Annotated in this window: 14 protein-coding genes; 7 read left to right on the top strand and 7 right to left on the bottom strand. The window is 72.7% G+C overall.

What is annotated here, in order from left to right; all coding sequences use genetic code 11:
- The first annotated feature begins 5 nt into the window (after window positions 1-5).
- Both AB0C76_RS26465 and AB0C76_RS26460 read left to right on the top strand, forming a co-directional pair.
- A complete protein-coding gene (locus tag AB0C76_RS26465) occupies window positions 6-212 on the top strand; it encodes a hypothetical protein (RefSeq protein WP_359970265.1) in 207 nt (68 codons plus the stop codon).
- A gap of 4 nt (window positions 213-216) precedes the next feature.
- Window positions 217-576, top strand: coding sequence for a zinc ribbon domain-containing protein YjdM (locus AB0C76_RS26460; RefSeq protein ID WP_359970262.1), 360 nt, complete (start codon window positions 217-219; stop codon window positions 574-576).
- Between the two features lie 109 nt (window positions 577-685).
- Here the strand turns inward: AB0C76_RS26460 and AB0C76_RS26455 are convergent, their stop codons facing one another.
- Window positions 686-1,141, bottom strand: a complete 456-nt coding sequence (locus AB0C76_RS26455; RefSeq protein ID WP_359970259.1) for a hypothetical protein — start codon at window positions 1,139-1,141, stop codon at window positions 686-688.
- A gap of 87 nt (window positions 1,142-1,228) precedes the next feature.
- On the opposite strand from AB0C76_RS26455, the gene AB0C76_RS26450 reads away from it, so the two are divergent.
- The gene (locus AB0C76_RS26450; RefSeq protein WP_359970257.1) at window positions 1,229-1,480 is read left to right on the top strand and encodes a hypothetical protein; all 252 of its coding nucleotides are present in this window, start codon (window positions 1,229-1,231) and stop codon (window positions 1,478-1,480) included.
- A 451-nt stretch (window positions 1,481-1,931) separates the two neighbouring features.
- On the opposite strand, the gene AB0C76_RS26445 is transcribed toward AB0C76_RS26450, so the two are convergent.
- The gene (locus AB0C76_RS26445; protein ID WP_359970254.1) at window positions 1,932-2,795 is read right to left on the bottom strand and encodes an alpha/beta fold hydrolase; all 864 of its coding nucleotides are present in this window, start codon (window positions 2,793-2,795) and stop codon (window positions 1,932-1,934) included.
- 130 nt (window positions 2,796-2,925) lie between these two features.
- Window positions 2,926-3,864, bottom strand: coding sequence for a chlorophyllase (locus AB0C76_RS26440; protein ID WP_359970251.1), 939 nt, complete (start codon window positions 3,862-3,864; stop codon window positions 2,926-2,928).
- Window positions 3,865-4,051: 187 nt separating this feature from the next.
- Between AB0C76_RS26440 and AB0C76_RS26435 the strand changes: the two genes are divergently transcribed.
- The 3 genes from AB0C76_RS26435 to AB0C76_RS26425 all read left to right on the top strand — a co-directional run bounded on the left by AB0C76_RS26435 (window position 4,052) and on the right by AB0C76_RS26425 (window position 8,462).
- Entirely contained in the window at window positions 4,052-4,636 is a 585-nt protein-coding gene (locus tag AB0C76_RS26435; RefSeq protein WP_359970336.1) for a TetR/AcrR family transcriptional regulator, read from the top strand.
- A gap of 421 nt (window positions 4,637-5,057) precedes the next feature.
- The gene (locus AB0C76_RS26430; protein WP_359970249.1) at window positions 5,058-6,620 is read left to right on the top strand and encodes an immunity 49 family protein; all 1,563 of its coding nucleotides are present in this window, start codon (window positions 5,058-5,060) and stop codon (window positions 6,618-6,620) included.
- Window positions 6,621-6,830: 210 nt separating this feature from the next.
- Window positions 6,831-8,462 (top strand): hypothetical protein, encoded by a 1,632-nt coding sequence (locus AB0C76_RS26425; RefSeq protein ID WP_359970246.1) that lies wholly within the window; start codon window positions 6,831-6,833, stop codon window positions 8,460-8,462.
- A 468-nt stretch (window positions 8,463-8,930) separates the two neighbouring features.
- Here AB0C76_RS26425 and AB0C76_RS26420 read toward each other — a convergent pair whose 3' ends face one another.
- A complete protein-coding gene (locus tag AB0C76_RS26420; RefSeq protein WP_359970243.1) occupies window positions 8,931-12,314 on the bottom strand; it encodes an SdrD B-like domain-containing protein in 3,384 nt (1,127 codons plus the stop codon).
- A 300-nt stretch (window positions 12,315-12,614) separates the two neighbouring features.
- Here AB0C76_RS26420 and AB0C76_RS26415 point away from each other — a divergent pair, with 300 nt between their 5' ends.
- Window positions 12,615-13,997, top strand: a complete 1,383-nt coding sequence (locus tag AB0C76_RS26415; RefSeq protein ID WP_359970240.1) for a condensation domain-containing protein — start codon at window positions 12,615-12,617, stop codon at window positions 13,995-13,997.
- Window positions 13,998-14,006: 9 nt separating this feature from the next.
- Here the strand turns inward: AB0C76_RS26415 and AB0C76_RS26410 are convergent, their stop codons facing one another.
- The 3 genes from AB0C76_RS26410 to AB0C76_RS26400 form a co-directional block, all read right to left on the bottom strand.
- Window positions 14,007-15,197: a UDP-N-acetylglucosamine--N-acetylmuramyl-(pentapeptide) pyrophosphoryl-undecaprenol N-acetylglucosamine transferase gene (locus AB0C76_RS26410; RefSeq protein WP_359970237.1), complete on the bottom strand. Its 1,191-nt coding sequence runs from the start codon at window positions 15,195-15,197 to the stop codon at window positions 14,007-14,009.
- A gap of 79 nt (window positions 15,198-15,276) precedes the next feature.
- Window positions 15,277-16,209: a hypothetical protein gene (locus AB0C76_RS26405; RefSeq protein ID WP_359970234.1), complete on the bottom strand. Its 933-nt coding sequence runs from the start codon at window positions 16,207-16,209 to the stop codon at window positions 15,277-15,279.
- Window positions 16,206-16,643, bottom strand: a complete 438-nt coding sequence (locus AB0C76_RS26400) for a hypothetical protein (RefSeq protein WP_359970231.1) — start codon at window positions 16,641-16,643, stop codon at window positions 16,206-16,208. The genes AB0C76_RS26405 and AB0C76_RS26400 overlap by 4 nt, the downstream gene beginning before the upstream one ends.
- Window positions 16,644-16,661 lie beyond the last annotated feature (18 nt).

Genomic DNA, 16,661 nt, shown 5'->3' with positions numbered 1-16,661 from the left:
CGTCCTTGCGCTTCACCATCACCGAGTACGACGACCACGGCGCTCCCGCCGGCCCGCGGACCGTCGACCTGCCGACGCTCCGGACCCTCCTCGCCGAAGCCGCCGCCACGGGCCGGCGCCTGCACGTACGCCCGGCGCCGCGGCCCTCCGCACCCGCCCTCGCATACCCGCTGACCTCGGAAAACACCCCTGAGAACGACTGGATATCCTGACCACATGAGCGACAACCTCCCCCCGTGCCCGCAGTGCTCCAGCGAGTACACGTATGAGATGAACGCCCTCATGGTCTGCCCGGAGTGCGGCCACGAGTGGGTTCCCGCCGACGCGGGTGAGAGCGCTCCGGCGGCGACCGGCGAGCGCGTGATCAAGGACGCGGTCGGCAACGTGCTGGCAGACGGCGACACCGTGACCGTCGTCAAGGCCCTCAAGGTCAAGGGCAGCGTCTCCGGCATCAAGGCGGGCACCAAGGTCCGCAACATCCGCCTCGTCGACGGCGTCGACGGCCACGACATCGACTGCCGCATCGAGGGCTTCGGCGCGATGCAGCTCAAGTCCAGCGTGGTGAAGAAGGCCTGAGCCGCTCCGACCGGCCACGGGGCCGCGGGCCGATCGACCGACGATCGGCCCGCGGCCCCGTGCTTGTCGGGTGTCCGGTCGAGAACCGGCTCCGGCGCTCCGGTCGTCCTCAGGCGACCGGCTTCGGGTAGATCCGGGCGGTGGTGAACACCGGGCGGTCGACGACGGTGACGGAGTGGACGGACCAGTCCGCGATGTCACGTCCTTTGGGACGGATGCCGAGCCACTCCCGCGCCCAGGAGAACGGGCGGCGGCCGTAGCGCAGGACCTCGCGGCAGTGGTCGAAGGCGACGTCGACCGGCAGGCCGCCGTCGGCCAGGCCCCGGGCGCAGCCGGAGTCGAGGACGACACCGCGCCCCATGAGGGCGCGGCTGCCGAGCCACAGTTCCTCGACGGTGCCGATCACGCGGCCGTCCGGGAGGGCGAGGGGCAGGGGCATGGTGGAGCGCGTGAGCGGCCGGCTGATCGGGACGGGCGCGATCATCGGCCGCTCCGGCGTCGTGGCGCGGTGGCCGAGGGGTGCGAGGACTCCCTGCCAGGCGGCGGCGGTGAGCGTTGGGGCCATGGCGGCACGGTAGGCCGCCCACCGGGCGTAGGTGCGTATACGCGCCGCCGACGGGCATCGGTGTGACCGGGCTTCCCCCGCTCGGCCGTGTCCCGCGAGCCGGTCGACCGAGTGGTCGTCAAATCATTGCGCCTGTCGACGATGGTGCGGCCCGGCAGCCTGTACGGGGCGCTGGCCAGGCTGGAGTCGAAGCGGCTGGTCGAGCCGCTCGACGGGCAGGGGCGCCAGCGTCCGGTGCGGCTGACGGCCCTCGGCCGCGAGGTGCTGGAGCGCGAACTGCGCGCCATGGCCCGGGTCGCGGACGCGGGACTCCGGCGGTTGGGGGTGAACCCCGCGTGAGCGTCGTCGCCCGGGGCCTGGTCAGGCTGTACCCGGACGCGTTCCGCGAGCGCTGGGGTTCGATGGTGGAGGACGAGGCCCGTGGCGCGGGCTGGAAGTCCTGGCCCAACCTGGTCGCGGGCATCGCCGACATGTGGCTGCACCCGGCGGTCTGGCCCCCGGACTCTCCTGCGCAGCGCCAGCGACGGGTGGCCACGATGGGCATCACGGTCGCCCTCGCCGCCTGGTTCCTCGGCCACCGGCCGGCCCGCGCGGGGGTGGAGGCGCACGGTCACACGAGCCGGCGGCGTGAGCTCGGGGAAGTGCGCGGTGACGTCGACCGGGCGGGGCGGGGTGCTGCGGCTCATGGGCGAGACGATAGACGCCGGAGGCCGTCCGCCGGCACGGGGATTCGCGCGGCGGACGGCCTCCGGGTTTCGGCAGCGGGGAGTTCAGAGGCCCGCGGCCCCCGTCACGATTCGGCGGGCAGGAGTGCGACGAGCTCGCCCAGGAGCCGGGCCGCCGGCGCCGGGTCGACCAGCCACTTCAGGTGGCTGCCGGGGAGTGTGCGGACGTCGTAGGGGTTGTCCGGCGTCAGTGCGTCGGCCTCGCGGATCATCCGGTCCTGGACGGCGAGCGGCAGGCTGGCGTCCTCGGTCAGCCGGACGTACGTCCTCGGGATCCGGCCCCAGCTGTCGCGCCGGGCCCGGTCGTCGTCGGTGCCGGCGTCGAGGTTCTCGTCGGGCTGGAACGTGTTGAGGAAGGCCATGAACTCGTCGTCCGTGCCGTCGGCGAGGAAGGCCGCCTTGAAGCCCGCGAGGACTCCCGGGTCGGCGGTGCGGAAGTTGGAGCGCAGCAGGCCCAGTTCGGCGGGGTTCCCGACCATCGCCGCGCCCATCGCCGCGAGGTCGACCGTGGCCATCTCGGGCTCGGCGTAGTAGGCGCCGACGGCGAGGTCGACGGGGGCCCACGAGGAGACGTAGACGATGCGGTCGATCAGGTCGGGCCGCCGGTTGGCCGCGACGGTGGCCGTCATGCCGCCGCGGCTGTGCGAGACGAGGATGACGGGCCCGTTGCGCTTGGCCCGCTCCAGTATCCCGATGAGGTGCGCGGCGTTGTCGGCGAGGGTGACGCCCTTGATGGCCCCGGGCGTGGTGGCGAGCGCTGCGAGGTCCTGCGGAGCCTGGTAGGCCCGCGGGTACGTCGCGGCGAATCCGTGGCCCGGAAGGTCGACGGCGACCGAGCGGTGTCCGAGGAGGCCGAGTTCGGCTTGGAGCGGGGCGAAGGAGAAGGAGTTCGAGAAGGCTCCGTGAACCAGTACGAACGTCGGTTGCATCTGGTGGTGACTCGCTTTCAGTTCCTCTGCGGCGTGAACCGCACACGGGTTGCACGCACGAACTTCCGTCCACGATGCGATGGTTCACACTACTCAACGGAAGATCATCCGCACTACTCGATCGCACGGCCTACTTGGACTCGACGCTCCCGGGCGCGGCGGGGTCGGCGGCCAGCGCGTCGAGGGCGTCCGGCCAGGCGGGGTCGCCGGGGGAGAGCGCGGTGCGGAGGTAGGCCCAGGTGAGGTGCCGGACCGCGGCGACCCGCTCGGGGTTCTCGTCGGTGGTCTCGGCGACGTCGTATCCCGAGATGCCGCCGAGGCCGTGTTCCGCGTCGAACAGGGTGAGCAGCGACTTGGGGCCGGGGGAGAGGGTGTACGGGTCGGTGTGCCACTCGGGGCCGCGGACGGTCAGGTGGGTGGAGGCGTCCTTGTCACCGGCGACGACGAGCGCGGGTGTCGCCATCGTGGAGAAGTCGGTGGTCAGGAAGAACGGGGCGGTCCGGGCGAAGGACTCGGTGATCGCGTCGCCGCCGCGGCCGGGCGCGGCGAGCAGGACGCCCGCCGTGATCCGGGGGTCGGCGAGGTTCACCTCCTCCCCGGTGTCCGGATCGCTGAGCCGGGCGCCCAGCAGCAGGCTCGCGGTGTGCCCGCCCATGGAGTGACCGGCGACGGCGACCTTGGTGTGGTCCAGGCGCCCGGCGAGTTGCGGGACGACGGCCTCGATCGCGTCGAGTCGGTCGAGGATGTGCGACATGTCCTCGGCCCGGGACCGCCAGTGGAGCGGTGCTCCGGGGGTGTCGGGGCCGAGGGTGCCGCTGAGGGTTCGGGAGCTGAGGTGCGTCGGCTGGATGACGGCGAAGCCGTGGGCCGCCCAGTAGTCGGCGAGCGGGGCGTAGCCGTGCAGGGAGGAGAGGTGGTTCGAGGGGCCGTGGCCGTGCGAGATGAGGATGATCGGGAGGTCGGTGCCGGTCGTGGGTGCGGAGACGCGGATCTCCAGGTCGACGGCCCGGCCGGGAACCGGCAGCGTGACGGGGCTGACCGAGAGAACGGGAGTGGACGGTGAGCTCATGATGAGGTCCCTTCGATGGCCTCCCGCAGCCGGTCTCGTCGGGACGGCACGGCGCGAGGAAGCGGTCGGGAGCGTTCGGCTCCGCCCGGTGCCATGGCACTAGACTGAAAGCGGAACGCTGCTCCGATTAGAATGCGGAGCGCTGTTCCGTTTTGTCAACGGCCGCCGGGAGGAAGACGTGGAACCCATCGCAAGCCCGTCCGGGGAGCCGCCCGCCCGCGGCAGGCGCGCCGACGCGCTGCGCAACCGGCAGACGCTGCTCGACGCCGCCGCCGAGGTGTTCGTCGCATCCGGCGTCGACGCGCCGATCCGCGAGATCGCGGCCAGGGCGGGCGTCGGGATGGGGACGGTGTACCGCCACTTCCCGACCCGGGCGGACCTCGTCGTCGCCGTCTACCGCCACCAGGTGGAGGCCTGCGCCGAGGCCGGCCCGAGCCTGCTGGCCTCGGCCGGCTCGCCCTTCGCGGCGCTGCGCCGGTGGATCGACCTCTTCGTCGACTTCCTGGTCACGAAGCACGGGCTCGCGGGCGCGTTGCAGTCGGACAGCAGCGGTTTCGCGGCGCTGCACGAGTACTTCCTCGATCGCCTGCTGCCCGTCTGCACGCAGTTGCTCGAAGCCGCGGCCGACGCGGGGGAGATCCGGCCCGGCACGGAGGCCTACGAGCTGATGCGCGGTGTCGGGAACCTCTGCATCGGCCACGACGGCGACCCGCGCTACGACCCCCGCCGCCTGGTCGACCTGCTCCTCCGGGGATTGGCGCACCCGGCCTGATCCGGCGTCAGCTCGGACCGTCGTGCTGCGGGTGACCACCAGCGGGGCATCGACGGCACCGCCGCCTACACGCTGCCGGGCGCCGGTCAGGGCGGATTCACCTATCGCAGACCGGAGTTCAGCGCGAGCAACTACGCGGTCGGCACCGGTCGGCACCGGTCGGCACCGGTCAGGGCGTCAGGGCGTCAGGGCGTCAGGGTCACCGTGAACGACCAGGACCGGAACACCCGCACCAGCCCGCCCGGCACTGCTCTCGACGGCTACACCGGCACCGTCCCGGGCGGGGGCGACGACCCCACCGTCGGGGTCACGTACGAACGGGCGTGTGACCGGCGTCCGTGGGGCCGTCCCGAGGAGCGGTGTCGGTCCCCGCTGGTAGCGTGCCGTTCGGCAGTGAAGATCAACAGGAGGGGCGGCAGCGGTGCGGGAGATCACGCGTCACGCGGTCGACGGGCAGCGGGTTGCCGAAGCTCTGGACCGCATCGTCCAGCGGACCAACAACCGGCAGTACGAGATGTGGCGGGAGGGCCCGTCCCCGGAGCGGATGCTGGCGCTGCGGGACGAGCTCCTCGACCACGTCGCCGCCCGTACGGTCGCGCACCCGGTCCAGGAGGAGGCCCCTTCCGGCCTCGTGCTGCGGACGGCGGCGGAGATGGCCCTGGGGGCGCTGAGCGTCGGCTGCTTCCCGGACGGCGACCAGGAGATCCTCTTCCCGCTCATCGGCGAGAAGTTCACCAACGACGACGTTCCCTTCGGCGCCGTCGCCGAGCAGGCCCCCACGGCCCGGACGTGGCTCGACGCGTTCGAGATATGTCTGGTCAGCGGGCTGCTGTCTGAGCGGGAGCGAGCCATCGGACTGCTGCTGCGGTCCGACTACGCACCGGCGATCCGGGACGGCGTGCCGTACTCGCGACTGACGTCGGTGTCGGACCCGGCGGACCTCGCCGCCATGGACGCGCTGTGCCCCTACCTGGCCGAGGCGAGCGGGCACCTGCCCGCCGACTGGCCCGCGGTGACCCTGCGCAAGCCGGAGCCCGACGAGCTCGCCGAGGCGGCCGGGCGGCTCGACGCTGCCGCCTCCCTGACGGCGGACCAGCGCCTGCTGCGCGTCCTCCTCGACGACGACCGGCCCTCGTTCGAGCAGGCCCTGGCGGCGCGGCTCGTCGAGTACCGGGAGGGTCTGGACGCCGATCCGGCGCCGAGGACCCTGCTGCCGCTCGGCGTCCTGGCCCTGGCCGCTCTCGCGGTCCAGGTGCACGGGTGGGCGCTGGACGTGCGCTCCGACTACCTGTCGGCCGCTCTGCGGGGCTCGCCGCAGGCGCCCCGGCGCGAGTCCGACGGCAGGTCCGAGGACCCACTGGGCAGTGTGTACCTGCGGCTGGTCGCCGAGGAGTCGATCCCCGCCGAGGCACGGGAGCAGTTCGGCTACCTGCGCCCGCTGGCCGCGGACCTCCTGGCGGGCATCGCCCTGGACACCCCGGAGAGCATCCGCGTCCTCGACGACCGCGAGGTGGCCCTCGTCGACCGGCACGTCCTGGAGGCCGCCGCGCGCACCAATCTGCTCAACGCTCCGGTCGACTACAACACATACGACCTGCCCGACGGCGGGGTCCTCCACATCCTCGGCCACCCCGAGTCGGTGTTCGCCGCCAGCAAGCTGCTCGTCCTGGAGGAGGCGGTACGCGCCGCCGACGGCCCGGCGATCCCGGCCGAGGGCGTGCTGGTCGTCGTTCCGAACCGGCACAACCTGGTCTTCTACCCGCTCGCCGACGAGCACGTCGGCGAGGCCGTCAACTCCCTGGCCCAGTTCGCGCTGGGCGCCTACGAGGACGGCCCCGGGAGCCTCTCGCCCCGGGTGTTCTGGTGGCGGGCCGGGACCCTGACGTCCATCACCGTCTTCGACCCCGAGAGCCGGACGATGAGCATCTCCCCGCCCGACGAGCTCATGACCATCATGCGCCGCCTGGCCCGGGTGGCCGGCTGAGGACGGGAGGCCGCTGCGCCGCCGGGTCCGTCAGCACTGCTCGCACGCCGGGCAGGCCCTCCGCAGGCCCGCCCGGGTGAGCGGCCCGGCGTGGCGGCCGGGCCGCTCGTGGCCGCGCTGCGAGCCTGGTCGGCGGCCTGGCGTCGGACGAGCCGTACGCCGGCTCGCCGATCCCACCCGGTGAGCCCGAGGAACCCGAGGAGCCCCGCTGTGCCGCACCGGTTGTCCGTTCCCCGGCTGACGGCCCTCGTCGTGGCCCTGCTCCTCGGGCTCTGCGCCTGTTCCAGCTCCGGACCGGGCTCGCGTCCGGCCGATGCGCACGCGAGCTCCCCGCCCGCCGACGTCGTGGCCGCGGGCGGTCCGCTGGTCGGCCACCCCGCCCTCGTCCCCGGCGAGCAGTCCTGCGCGGCCGCGGAGGGCAACGCCCCGTGGTACCCGACCATCGCCGCTTTCGAGGTCCACGACTCCAACCGGACACACCTGTACGCGTGCGCGCACTTCGCGGGCGCCCCGTCGGACAACCAGGTCTACGCCTACGCTTCGCAGCAGGTCTACGCCACGCCGTACAACATCGTGGACCGCGGGCCCGACGAGCTCTACGTCTACGGCGGCGGCTACGGCGACAACCCGGCCGCGTCCGGCTCGTTCGTCTCGCGGGTCGAGCCGGGGACCTTCAACGAGGTCTGGCGGCGCGTGCTCATCAACACCAACGCCACCGACGAGTGGGACTACCCGGGCGTCCTGAACGTCCTGGCGGACGGCAGCCTGGTGGTGGTCTACGGCTACCACATCGCCCGGATCGACCCGGCGACCGGCGCGGTCCTCGCCCGCACGACGCTCCCCACCGGGGACTCCGCTCCGCGCGACACCGCGTACAACGGCTACGACGCGCTGCCCGACGGGACGATCGTCGCGAAGACCGTCAACCGGCAGCCCGGATGCACCGAGCAGGGCTTCAGCGCCTTCCTCAACTGCCCCGACCCGACGGCCGTGCCGCCCTCGATCATGGTGGCGATCGACCCGAAGAGCCTCCAGGTGCTCTCCCAGGTCACGCTGCCGGAGATGATGGGCGGCCGCATCACCACGTCGACGCTCAACGGCACGCAGGAGATCTACCTGCCGGGAGCGACCAAGCTCTACCGCTACGCGTACCTGAACAACGCCTTCGCCCCCGACCCCACGTGGGGACCGGTGAGCTACCTCAAGGACGGGCAGACCGCCGCGTCCGCGATGGCCGTCATCAACGACTACGTCGTCGCGATGACCAACGGCGGGAAGCCGACCCCGACGCCGATGAGCGTCGTGGCCGTCTCCCAGAGCGACTCGACCAAGGTGGCGAACGTCCAGCCGTTCGCGAACAGCGGCAGCAAGAACAGCTTCATCCCCTCGATGGTCTCGGTCGACCCCGGGAACAACCGCGTGTACGCCATGGACGCGGGGGCGGGCAAGCTGGCCGGAATCGACCTGTCGAACGGCACGCTGTCGGTGGCGTGGACACAGGACCAGACGACCCTCAGCTTCACGACCCTGCTCGGGCCCGAGGACCAGCGCGTCCTGATCGGGACGGACATCCCGGTGAAGTTCTTCCAGGGGCTCAAGAAGTACGACACCGAGCAGGTGGTGTGGCGCAGGGCCCAGGACGGCGCCGAACTCGCTCGGTCGAGCCAACTCCCCAAGATGACCCAGGGGATCCTGGTCACGCCCGGCTACGCCGGACTCCAGTACTTCCTCACCGCCGACGGCCACGTCACCGGCCTCCAGGTGGCCCCGAAGCCCGCCTCGCCGTCACCGTCACCGTCACCGTCCGCGCCGGGGAGCCCGGCGACGAAGCCGGCGAGCTGATCGCCCGTAAGCCGTGTGCGGGATCACCGCACGCACGAATGGAAAGGGGGGACGGAGGGATCGGGCCCGAACGGGCAACCGCGCCTCCAACTGCCGATGGACGAGGACACTTGGTGGGCCCTGATCGAGGAGGCCCGCGCCGCGGTGGGCTCCCGGGCGGACGACCGGGACCCGCCGGACGATCCGCTGCCCGGAGCGCTGACGGACGTGCTCGTCGGGTTGAGTAGGGGCTCGACAGCGCCCTCAACGACATCACCCACCCTGACGACCCCGTGGGCGAGCGACGGAAGTTCGATGACGACCAGGAGAAGCGGCGCCGACTGCCACGACTCGCGACGCTCTTTCTCGGCTGAGCCCGTCCATCGCTCCTGAAGGGCGTGAGCCCACGTTCGGCGGAAGGCCGGTGGCGCCGTCCTGTGTGGGACGGCGCCACCGGTGGTGGTGCGGGTTCAGTTGTTCACCACCGGGTCAGCTGTGCCTGCCCGGTCGGCGGTAGGCGATCAGGCACAGGGCGCCCCCGGCGAGGACGGCGAGGGCGCTGAGGCCCACGATGAGCGCGTTGGACGACGATCCGCCGGTGGGCGGAAGCGGGCCGGCGCTGGACGACGACCAGGTGGGGGTGCGGGTCGGGCTCTTCGTCGGCGTCGTGCCGGCGGACGTGGACGTGGACGTGGTGGGCGTCGGGCTCGGCGAGACAGTCGGCGTCGGCGAGGGCGTCGGCGTCGGGCTCGGCGAGACGGTGGGGGAAGGCGACGGAGACGGAGACGGGGAGGGCGAGGGCGAGGGCGAGGGCGACGGGGAGGGCGAGGGCGACGGGGAAGGCGACGGAGACGGGGAGGGCGAGGGCGACGGGGACGGAGATGGGGAGGGCGACGGGGAAGGCGACGGGTTGGGCAGGATCACGCCCATGTCGAGGTCGAGGTCGCGCTGGCCGCCCCGGAGGGTGACCGTCTGGGTGAGGCCGGTGGTGCGGTCGGCGTCCGAGTCCTTGGCCGGGTCCGTCCCGGCGCCGCGCCTGGTGACGGTGGCGCCCTTCGGAAGGGTGGTCAGGTCGAACTGGACGGCGTAGCTGCCGTCGGGCAGCTTGTCGAACAGGTAGTGGCCGGTGGCGTCGGTCACCGTGGTGACCGGCTTGCCGTCCTTGTCGCGCACGGGCTGGCCGTTGCCGTCCAGCAGGCGCACCGTGACGCCGGGGATGCCGGGTTCACCGGGCTTCTGGACGCCGGAGCCGTCCAGGTCCTGCCAGACGAAGTCGCCCAGCGCGTTGTCGGAGGGGGCCACTCGCGTGACGGCGACGCCGACCTTGGCGGGTTCGGCGGGCAGCAACTGTCGGCCGGCCGCGTCGGTGGCGGTGAAGGCGAAGCTGTTCCACGCGTAGTCGCCCGCGGCGGCGTCGTAGGACGCGACCATCGGCCAGGTCAGCATGAAGGACGCGCCGGAGGCGAGGGTTCCGGCGCGGTGGACGCGGAACCAGGTGGCCGTCCCGGGGGCGGGGAAGGTGGTGCTCCACACCGCCGCGCTGTTGCAGTCGTTCCGGGTGACGAGCGCGGTCTCGATACAGGGGTTGGGGTCGGTGGTGTACTCGATGACCACGGTCGGGTCGCTGCTGGTGATCGGCTGGCTGAGGGACGGGGTCCAGGCGCTGCCGCGGGCGGCGTCCTGGGTGAGGACGTAGTTGTCGCCGGGGGTGGGGAGGCGGTCGTAGGCGATGAAGTCGGTGACCGGGTCGGGGGAGTCGTTGCGGACGGTCATCCGGTAGGAGATCCGGCCGCCGGGGGTGGCGGTGCCGATGCTGACGTAGTCGGCGTCGAGGTCGCCCTTGACCTCCTTGTAGGAGCGCAGAACCGAGGGCGCGTCCACGCGGATCCTGGCGGAGGCGTGGCACATGAGCTCGGTGGTGTCGCCGTTGCCGTTGAGGTCCAGGACGTCCGGAGTGCTGCCGCTGTCGGAGCCGGAGAACATGCACGAGACGGGGGCGTCGGGCCGGTCGACGGTCACGTAGACGTCGTTGGTGAGCTCGCCGGCGCGGATGCTGCCGGCGACCTGGACGTCGAGGAGCATCCGGTAGGCCAGCGCGTCGTGGAGGTACGTCATGTCCGGTGCGCCGGCGGGCCACTGCATCCTGAGGATCTGGCGCCCGTCGGGGCCGGGAGTGACCGTGATCGACTCGGGGGCCTTGGCATCCGGGTAGTTCGGGTCGGGGCGGGCCGAGCCGTCGATGTAGACGACGCCGGCGGGCAGCACGTCGTAGAGCACGAGCGGGCGGCCGAGGTCGCGGGCGCTGCGGTTGTACGGGATGACCTGGAAGGTGGCCCTGCCGCCGGGGGCGGAGAGCTCGCCCGCGACGGTGGTCTTGGCCGCGCCGAGGTTGGTCGACTGGCTGATGGTGGTCGAGGCGCAGGCGTTGGCGGAGGCGTTGTCGGTGCCGTCGGTCGCGGTGGTGTCCACACAGTTGGTCAGGCTGTCGGGTGCGGGGCGCCCGTCGTGGCCGGGGGTGGCGACCTGGGTGACCAGCTGCACCGCGCTGCCGGGGCTCCAGCCGGTGGGGATGGGGCCGTTCCAGGTGAACCTGAGGCCGTCCAGCCACCGTCCGGCCGGGACGCCCAGCTCGTCGCGGGAGGGGTCGCCCGCGCCCTGGACGAAGGTGATCCGGCGGTTGGCGGAGCCGTCGAACGGGCTGGACGGTGAGAAGGTGAGCCAGGTGGGGTCGTCGTTGAGGCGGTACTGCAGGGTCAGCCTGATGCTGGTCGGGTTCCAGGGCTCCAGCTGGAGGGACTGCGGGAAGATCCAGTTGTAGAGGCCGCCGGTGGTGCCGGAGCCGGGGTCGGTGATGGTGAGGCTGGTGGCGGGACCCGAGGTGTTGGTGGCCGAGATGCTGAAGGAGTTGAGGTCACCGTTGGTCGTGGTGTCGCGCCAGACCTTGCTCGCCGTCACCACCACACCGGTGGCCGGCGGCCTGAACCGGCCCGTCGTGGTGGAAGCGGTGTCCAGCTTCCGTTCGCTCTCCGTCAGCGGGGCGCCGAGCAGGTCCACCGTGTTGTTCGAGGTGGTCCCGTTCGGGAAGTCGGCCTCGGGGTAGTGGACGACCAGCACGCCCGGCAGGCGGCAGCCGCCGCGTCCGTTGCCCGAGGTGAACGCCCCGATGTCGTAGCCCCACGTGTTCGGGCCCGGCGGCACCGAGGACCAGCCGGGCGAGCGGCCGGTGTCCACCACCGCGCCGGGCGGCAGGGTGTCCAGCAGGCGGCTGGTGTCCAGGTCGACGTTGGGCACGTTGTCGGTGGCGCAGGCGCTGAACTGGTAGGTGACGGTGCGTCCGTCGCTGCTGGAGGTCTGGATCCCCTTGGTCACCGTGTACTGCGGTTGCACGGCGGCCTTGGTGTCGGCCGTGGCGGTCTGCGAGGTCTCGCCGGTGGCGCTCATCGTGGCCGAGTTGGTGGAGGCGGCGCCGTTCGGGGTGGTGAAGTTGGGGTACTTCATCGTCACCGTGACGGTGGCGGTCGTGCCCGGACTCAGGTTCTTCAGCTTGATGTCCATCGTGCCGCCCATCGCGCCCGGGGCGGGCACGGTGGAGGCGGCCTCGTCCACGGAGGAGGGGTCGGGCGTCCAGCCGAGGAACTGCATGTTCGGCGGCAGGGTGTCGAGGATCCTCCCGCCCGTGCACTCGGTGATCGAACACGTGTAGCGGAGGGTGTAGGTGACGTTCTCCCCGGGGGAGGCGGTCGCCTTGTCCACGCTCTTGGTGAAGGAGATCGCGGCCTGGGCCGGTGGTGCCAGCACGCTGCTACTGAAAAGCGAGCCCGCCACCAGGGCCAGGACCGAGGCGATCCGCCCGGTCCGGAAAGGAATGTGCATACCGAGCAGTTCATCCGATCGTCCCATCGGTTGCTCCGGCGGCGCGAGGACGATCGGGCGCAATTCACCTGCTCAGCGGACGGGCAGGACCGGATCACGGCTCCGAGGGGGCCGAGCAGGGGCCTTTCGGCCGCGCCCTGGCGACGGTCCGTCCGAGCGGCGGCGCCCGCGCCCGTCACTCGATCGGCCGGTGGCCGTATCCGATGACCGGGCGGGCCTGTTGGTATGGCATCGATTGGTAGGCCGGTGCGCGACTGCTCTGGACACCACCCGGCGACGACAGCTGCAGAAGAAGGCGGAATGCTCCAAATCTCAGTCGAGGACTCCGAGATCGACCCGGGCGAGGCCCATCGGTGGCACCTGGTCTCCCTGACCGGTGACGGGGGGCCCGCCCCGCGCCGGATGACCGGCTACAACCAGGCGAAACATTTCACCGTGGCGCAGCACGCCCAGAGCATCGACGAACCGATCCGGTCCTACGTCGCGGCCAGCTTCGAGCTCCCCGGCCGGGTGGACCCGGACGCGCTGGAAGGAGCGTTTCTCCACCTGGTGCGGCGTCACGAGGTGCTCCGGGCGGTCTACCAGCCGCTGGGCGGGGATCTGGGCTGCGAGGTCCTCCCGCCCGACGAGGTGGCCCTCAAGCACGACTACGTCGGCCCGTTGGAGACTCCGGCGGAGGTCACCGGGCACCTCCAGGGCGCCTTCCAGGAGGTGGACACGCTCGCCTGGCCGCTGATCACGATGGGTGCGGTCGTCCGGCCGGAGTCGACCACCGTCTGGTTCTCGTGCGACCACCTGGTCACCGACGGGCTCTCCAGCGCGATCGCGGTCAACGACATCATCACGGCCTACCGGGACGCGGCCGCGGTCGAACCCGTTCCCCACGCGGTCCGACCGCCCGGCAGCTACCTGGAGTTCAGTCGCACCCAGCGCCGGGCCAACCGGGCGATGAACGCCGACGACGTGCGGCTGGACTACTGGCGGGCGTTCCGCGACCGCAACGGCGGCCTGTTCCCGCCCTTCCCGCTCGACCTCGGGGTCCGGCCCGGCCGTCTGTACGCGCCGGTGGCGAGCACCGAACGGCTGCTGACCGCCCGCCAGGTCGAGGAGTTCGGCGCCGCCTGCCGGGCCCGTGGCGGGCGGCTGTCGATGGGGCTGCTCGCGGGCGTCGCGATCGCCCTGCGGCAGCTGGGCGGGCCGGCGGAGTACTGCGGGCTGGTGCCGGTCAACGAACGCGGTCGGGGCGTCTACGCGGAGTCGATGGGGTGGTTCATCAACACCCTGCCGGTCGGGTTCCCGGTCGGGGAGCGGGCACAGTTCGGCGACGTGCTGGCAGCCGCCCAGGACGCCTACGGGCAGGCGCAGGCGCACGCCGGGGTGCACTTCGTGAAGGCGTGGCGGCTGCTCGCCCCGGCCGAGTACGCGCGACTGCACTACTGGCCGCACGCGGTGAACTTCTTCTCCTACATCGACTTCCGCCGACTGCCCGGCGCCGAACTGCACGCTGCCCGGCGGGCCCGGATGCACGTCTGGGTGTCCGGCTGCAACGGGCTCCTGCACTGGCTGCACCGCACCGACGAGGGCCTGTTCGTCAACACCATCCACGTCGACACCCCGCAGGCCCGGGCCACCAACCGGTCGCTGCTGGACGGGCTGACCGGCCTGCTGACCGACGTCGCCTGAGAATCGGGCCTAACGGTCCAGGACCGACAGCAGCACGTCCACCAGCCGCTCGGCCGCGTCCGGGCGGCCGTGCTCACGGGCCCGTCGCGCGATCTCGGCGCGGCGGGCCGGGTCGGTGAGCAGCGGGACGATCGCGTCCTGAAGGGCGTCGGAGGTGGCGTGGCCGATCAGCGCGACGGCCGCGCCGGCGTCGGCGAGGTGCCGGGCGTTGTGCTCCTGTTCGTTCCCGGCGCTGGTGGCCAGCGGGACGAACACGGCGGCCTTGCCGAGCGCGGTCAGCTCGGCGAGCGTCCCGGCACCGCTGCGGCAGACCACGACGTCGGCGAGCGCGAGGACGTCCGGCAGCTCCGGGCCGACGAAGCCGGTGACCAGGTACCGGCCGCGGATGTGCTCCGGCAGTGCGGCGACCCGCGCCCGCAGCCCGGCCTCGTGGGCGGGCCCGCACTGGTGGACGACGTTGGCGTGGCCGAGCAGCCACGGCAGGATGTCGCTGACCAACTGGTTGATCTGCTGCGAGCCTTGAGCGCCACCGGTGACGTACACGGTGGGCGCCTCGCGGTCGAAGCCCCACAGGCCGAGGGCCTGCACGGCCTTGTCGCCCCGGCCGGTCAGCACCTCGGGGCGCACGGGGTTGCCGGTGACCACGGCGTTGGGCCGGGCGGCGTCGGGGAGGAAGGGCAGCGTGGACCCGGAGGAGACCGCGACGCGGGTGGCCATGCGGGCCAGGGCCCGGTTGCCCAGGCCGAGCCGGACGGTCTGCTCGTGGACGACCAGCGGCCGGTGGCACATCCTGGCGGCCAGTCCGACCGGCACCGCGACGTAGCCGCCGGTGCCGAGCACCACGTCCGGGTCGAACTCGGCGACCGCGCTGCGGGCCTGGGCGACACCGAGGGGGACGCGGCCCATGTCCTTGACGTTGGCCGGCGAGACCAGCTTGAGGGGGTTGGTGCTGCGCCGGATCTTCCCGGTGGCGACGGTCCTGAACGGGATCCCCTCGGACCCGGCGACGCGGGCTTCGAGGCCGGCGGCGGTGCCGATCCACAGCACGTCCAGGGCACCGCCGGCCTCGGCGAGCCGCGAACGCAGGGTGCGGACTGCGGTGAGGGCGGGGTAGGTGTGCCCGCCGGTCCCGCCCCCCGTGACGATCAGCCGGAGGGGGCGGCCGAGGCGGGAGACGAGGGCAGCGGTGTCGGGGGTCACGGCTGGAACATACCAGCTCCCGCAGGGGCCTCCGTCGACGGAGGCCCCTGCGGCGACATCGCATCGGCCCGGCCCGACCTCATTCCTGACGATAAGTCAGTCCGGCTCCGGGGATGCGCCCCTGTCGCCACAGCGTGCACAGTGCCGCGTTCGCTGCCCGCTCCGCGTCGAGGTCGGGTGGCCGGGGCAGCCCGAGGCGCTCGTACAGGGCGAAGCGGTGCAGCTCGATGGCGGCTTCCAGGGCGGTCCCGTATGCGGCGGCGGACTCCACTGCTGCCAGGTAGGCGACCCTGGCCAGTCCGGCAGGGGCCAGCGCCAGCAGCAGCCACCAGCCGGCCCGGCCGAGCAGCGCAGCCGAGGCCAGTGCGGTGAGGGCGGCCGTGACGGCCAGTCGGGCGGCGCCGTCCAGGGCGTCCCGGTTGGTGTCCACGACGTCCTTGGTCGCGGTGTCCAGCAACGGGTACAACCGGGGCCACACCACCACCGCGTCGAGCTCGTACGTGGCTCCGGCGCGGTGCTCGACGGCGGCCAGGACGTTGCCGAGCCGGGTCGGGGCGGCCGGCAGGCCGTCGGGCGGGAACCGTGTGCTCAGCAGGGTGCCGGCGATGCCCGCGCGGTTCGCCGTCGCCTGGTCCGGAGGGTCGGCCGAGACGATGGTCCGCTGTCGCGCCAAGGTGGTGCGGCGGGCCTCCTGCCGTGCGACGGCACGGCGGCGCAGCCGGTCCGGCAGGCCGGGCCACTCGCCTTCCAGCAGCCGTACGAGCCGGAGTTGGAGGGGGTGCAGCGCCAGCGCGAGCAGGGTGACGGCGAGCCACAGGAGCAGGAGCTCGCCGACCCCGAGGCCGGCGGCCGTCGTCCACGCGCGGTGGAAGTCCGGCCGGCCGCCCGGTGCCCCGGCCCACGTCAGGACCAGCAGGAACGCCGAGCAGCCGACCGTGGGCAGGTACGACACCGTGAGGAACCGACTGCCGGCGATCCCGCCGACCGGGCCGAGGAGCGCGGAGAGGTTCACGGCTCCTCCGTGGTCGCCGCGTCGCACACCGGGCACCGCGGGGGTTCGGGCGCCGGGCTGTAGAGCGGTCGCGGGCAGGCGGCGCAGTGGTAGCGGAACAGCACGTACCGGGACGAGTGCCCCGGGAGGAGGGCGCGGTCGCCGTCCCGGTGCAGGACGGGTCCCTCCGGCGGCGGCCCGTCGGCCGGCTCCGGCCGGTACCACGTGGCGGTCGCCACCCCGATCGCCGTGCCCGCCACCCACACCGTCACGGCCTGCAGGTCCGGCTCGGCGGCGAACAGGGCCTCCAGCCTCCGGGCCACCTCACCGACCCTCGCCGCGTGCGACGCCGCGTCCGGTTCGGCGATCGTGAATCCGGGGTAGCGCTCGTCCGGGGGAGTCCCGGGGTCGACCAGCATCCGGTAGGCGTGCTGACGGTCGTTCGGCTCCGGCACGGTACGTACTCCATTCGG

This window comes from Kitasatospora sp. NPDC048722, from assembly GCF_040650235.1.
GTDB lineage: Bacteria > Actinomycetota > Actinomycetes > Streptomycetales > Streptomycetaceae > Kitasatospora.
Note: the sequence above shows the minus strand (reverse complement) of the source record. Positions and strands in the feature narration are given on the sequence as shown.

What these genes read in the sequence shown, in the direction of transcription:
- AB0C76_RS26440 (WP_359970251.1), bottom strand. Translation starts at nt 3,864, where the DNA reads ATGAGCTCACCGTCCACTCCCGTTCTCTCGGTCAGCCCCGTCACGCTG.
- AB0C76_RS26460 (WP_359970262.1), top strand. Translation starts at nt 217, where the DNA reads ATGAGCGACAACCTCCCCCCGTGCCCGCAGTGCTCCAGCGAGTACACG.
- AB0C76_RS26415 (WP_359970240.1), top strand. Translation starts at nt 12,615, where the DNA reads ATGCTCCAAATCTCAGTCGAGGACTCCGAGATCGACCCGGGCGAGGCC.
- AB0C76_RS26455 (WP_359970259.1), bottom strand. Translation starts at nt 1,141, where the DNA reads ATGGCCCCAACGCTCACCGCCGCCGCCTGGCAGGGAGTCCTCGCACCC.
- AB0C76_RS26420 (WP_359970243.1), bottom strand. Translation starts at nt 12,314, where the DNA reads ATGCACATTCCTTTCCGGACCGGGCGGATCGCCTCGGTCCTGGCCCTG.
- AB0C76_RS26445 (WP_359970254.1), bottom strand. Translation starts at nt 2,795, where the DNA reads ATGCAACCGACGTTCGTACTGGTTCACGGAGCCTTCTCGAACTCCTTC.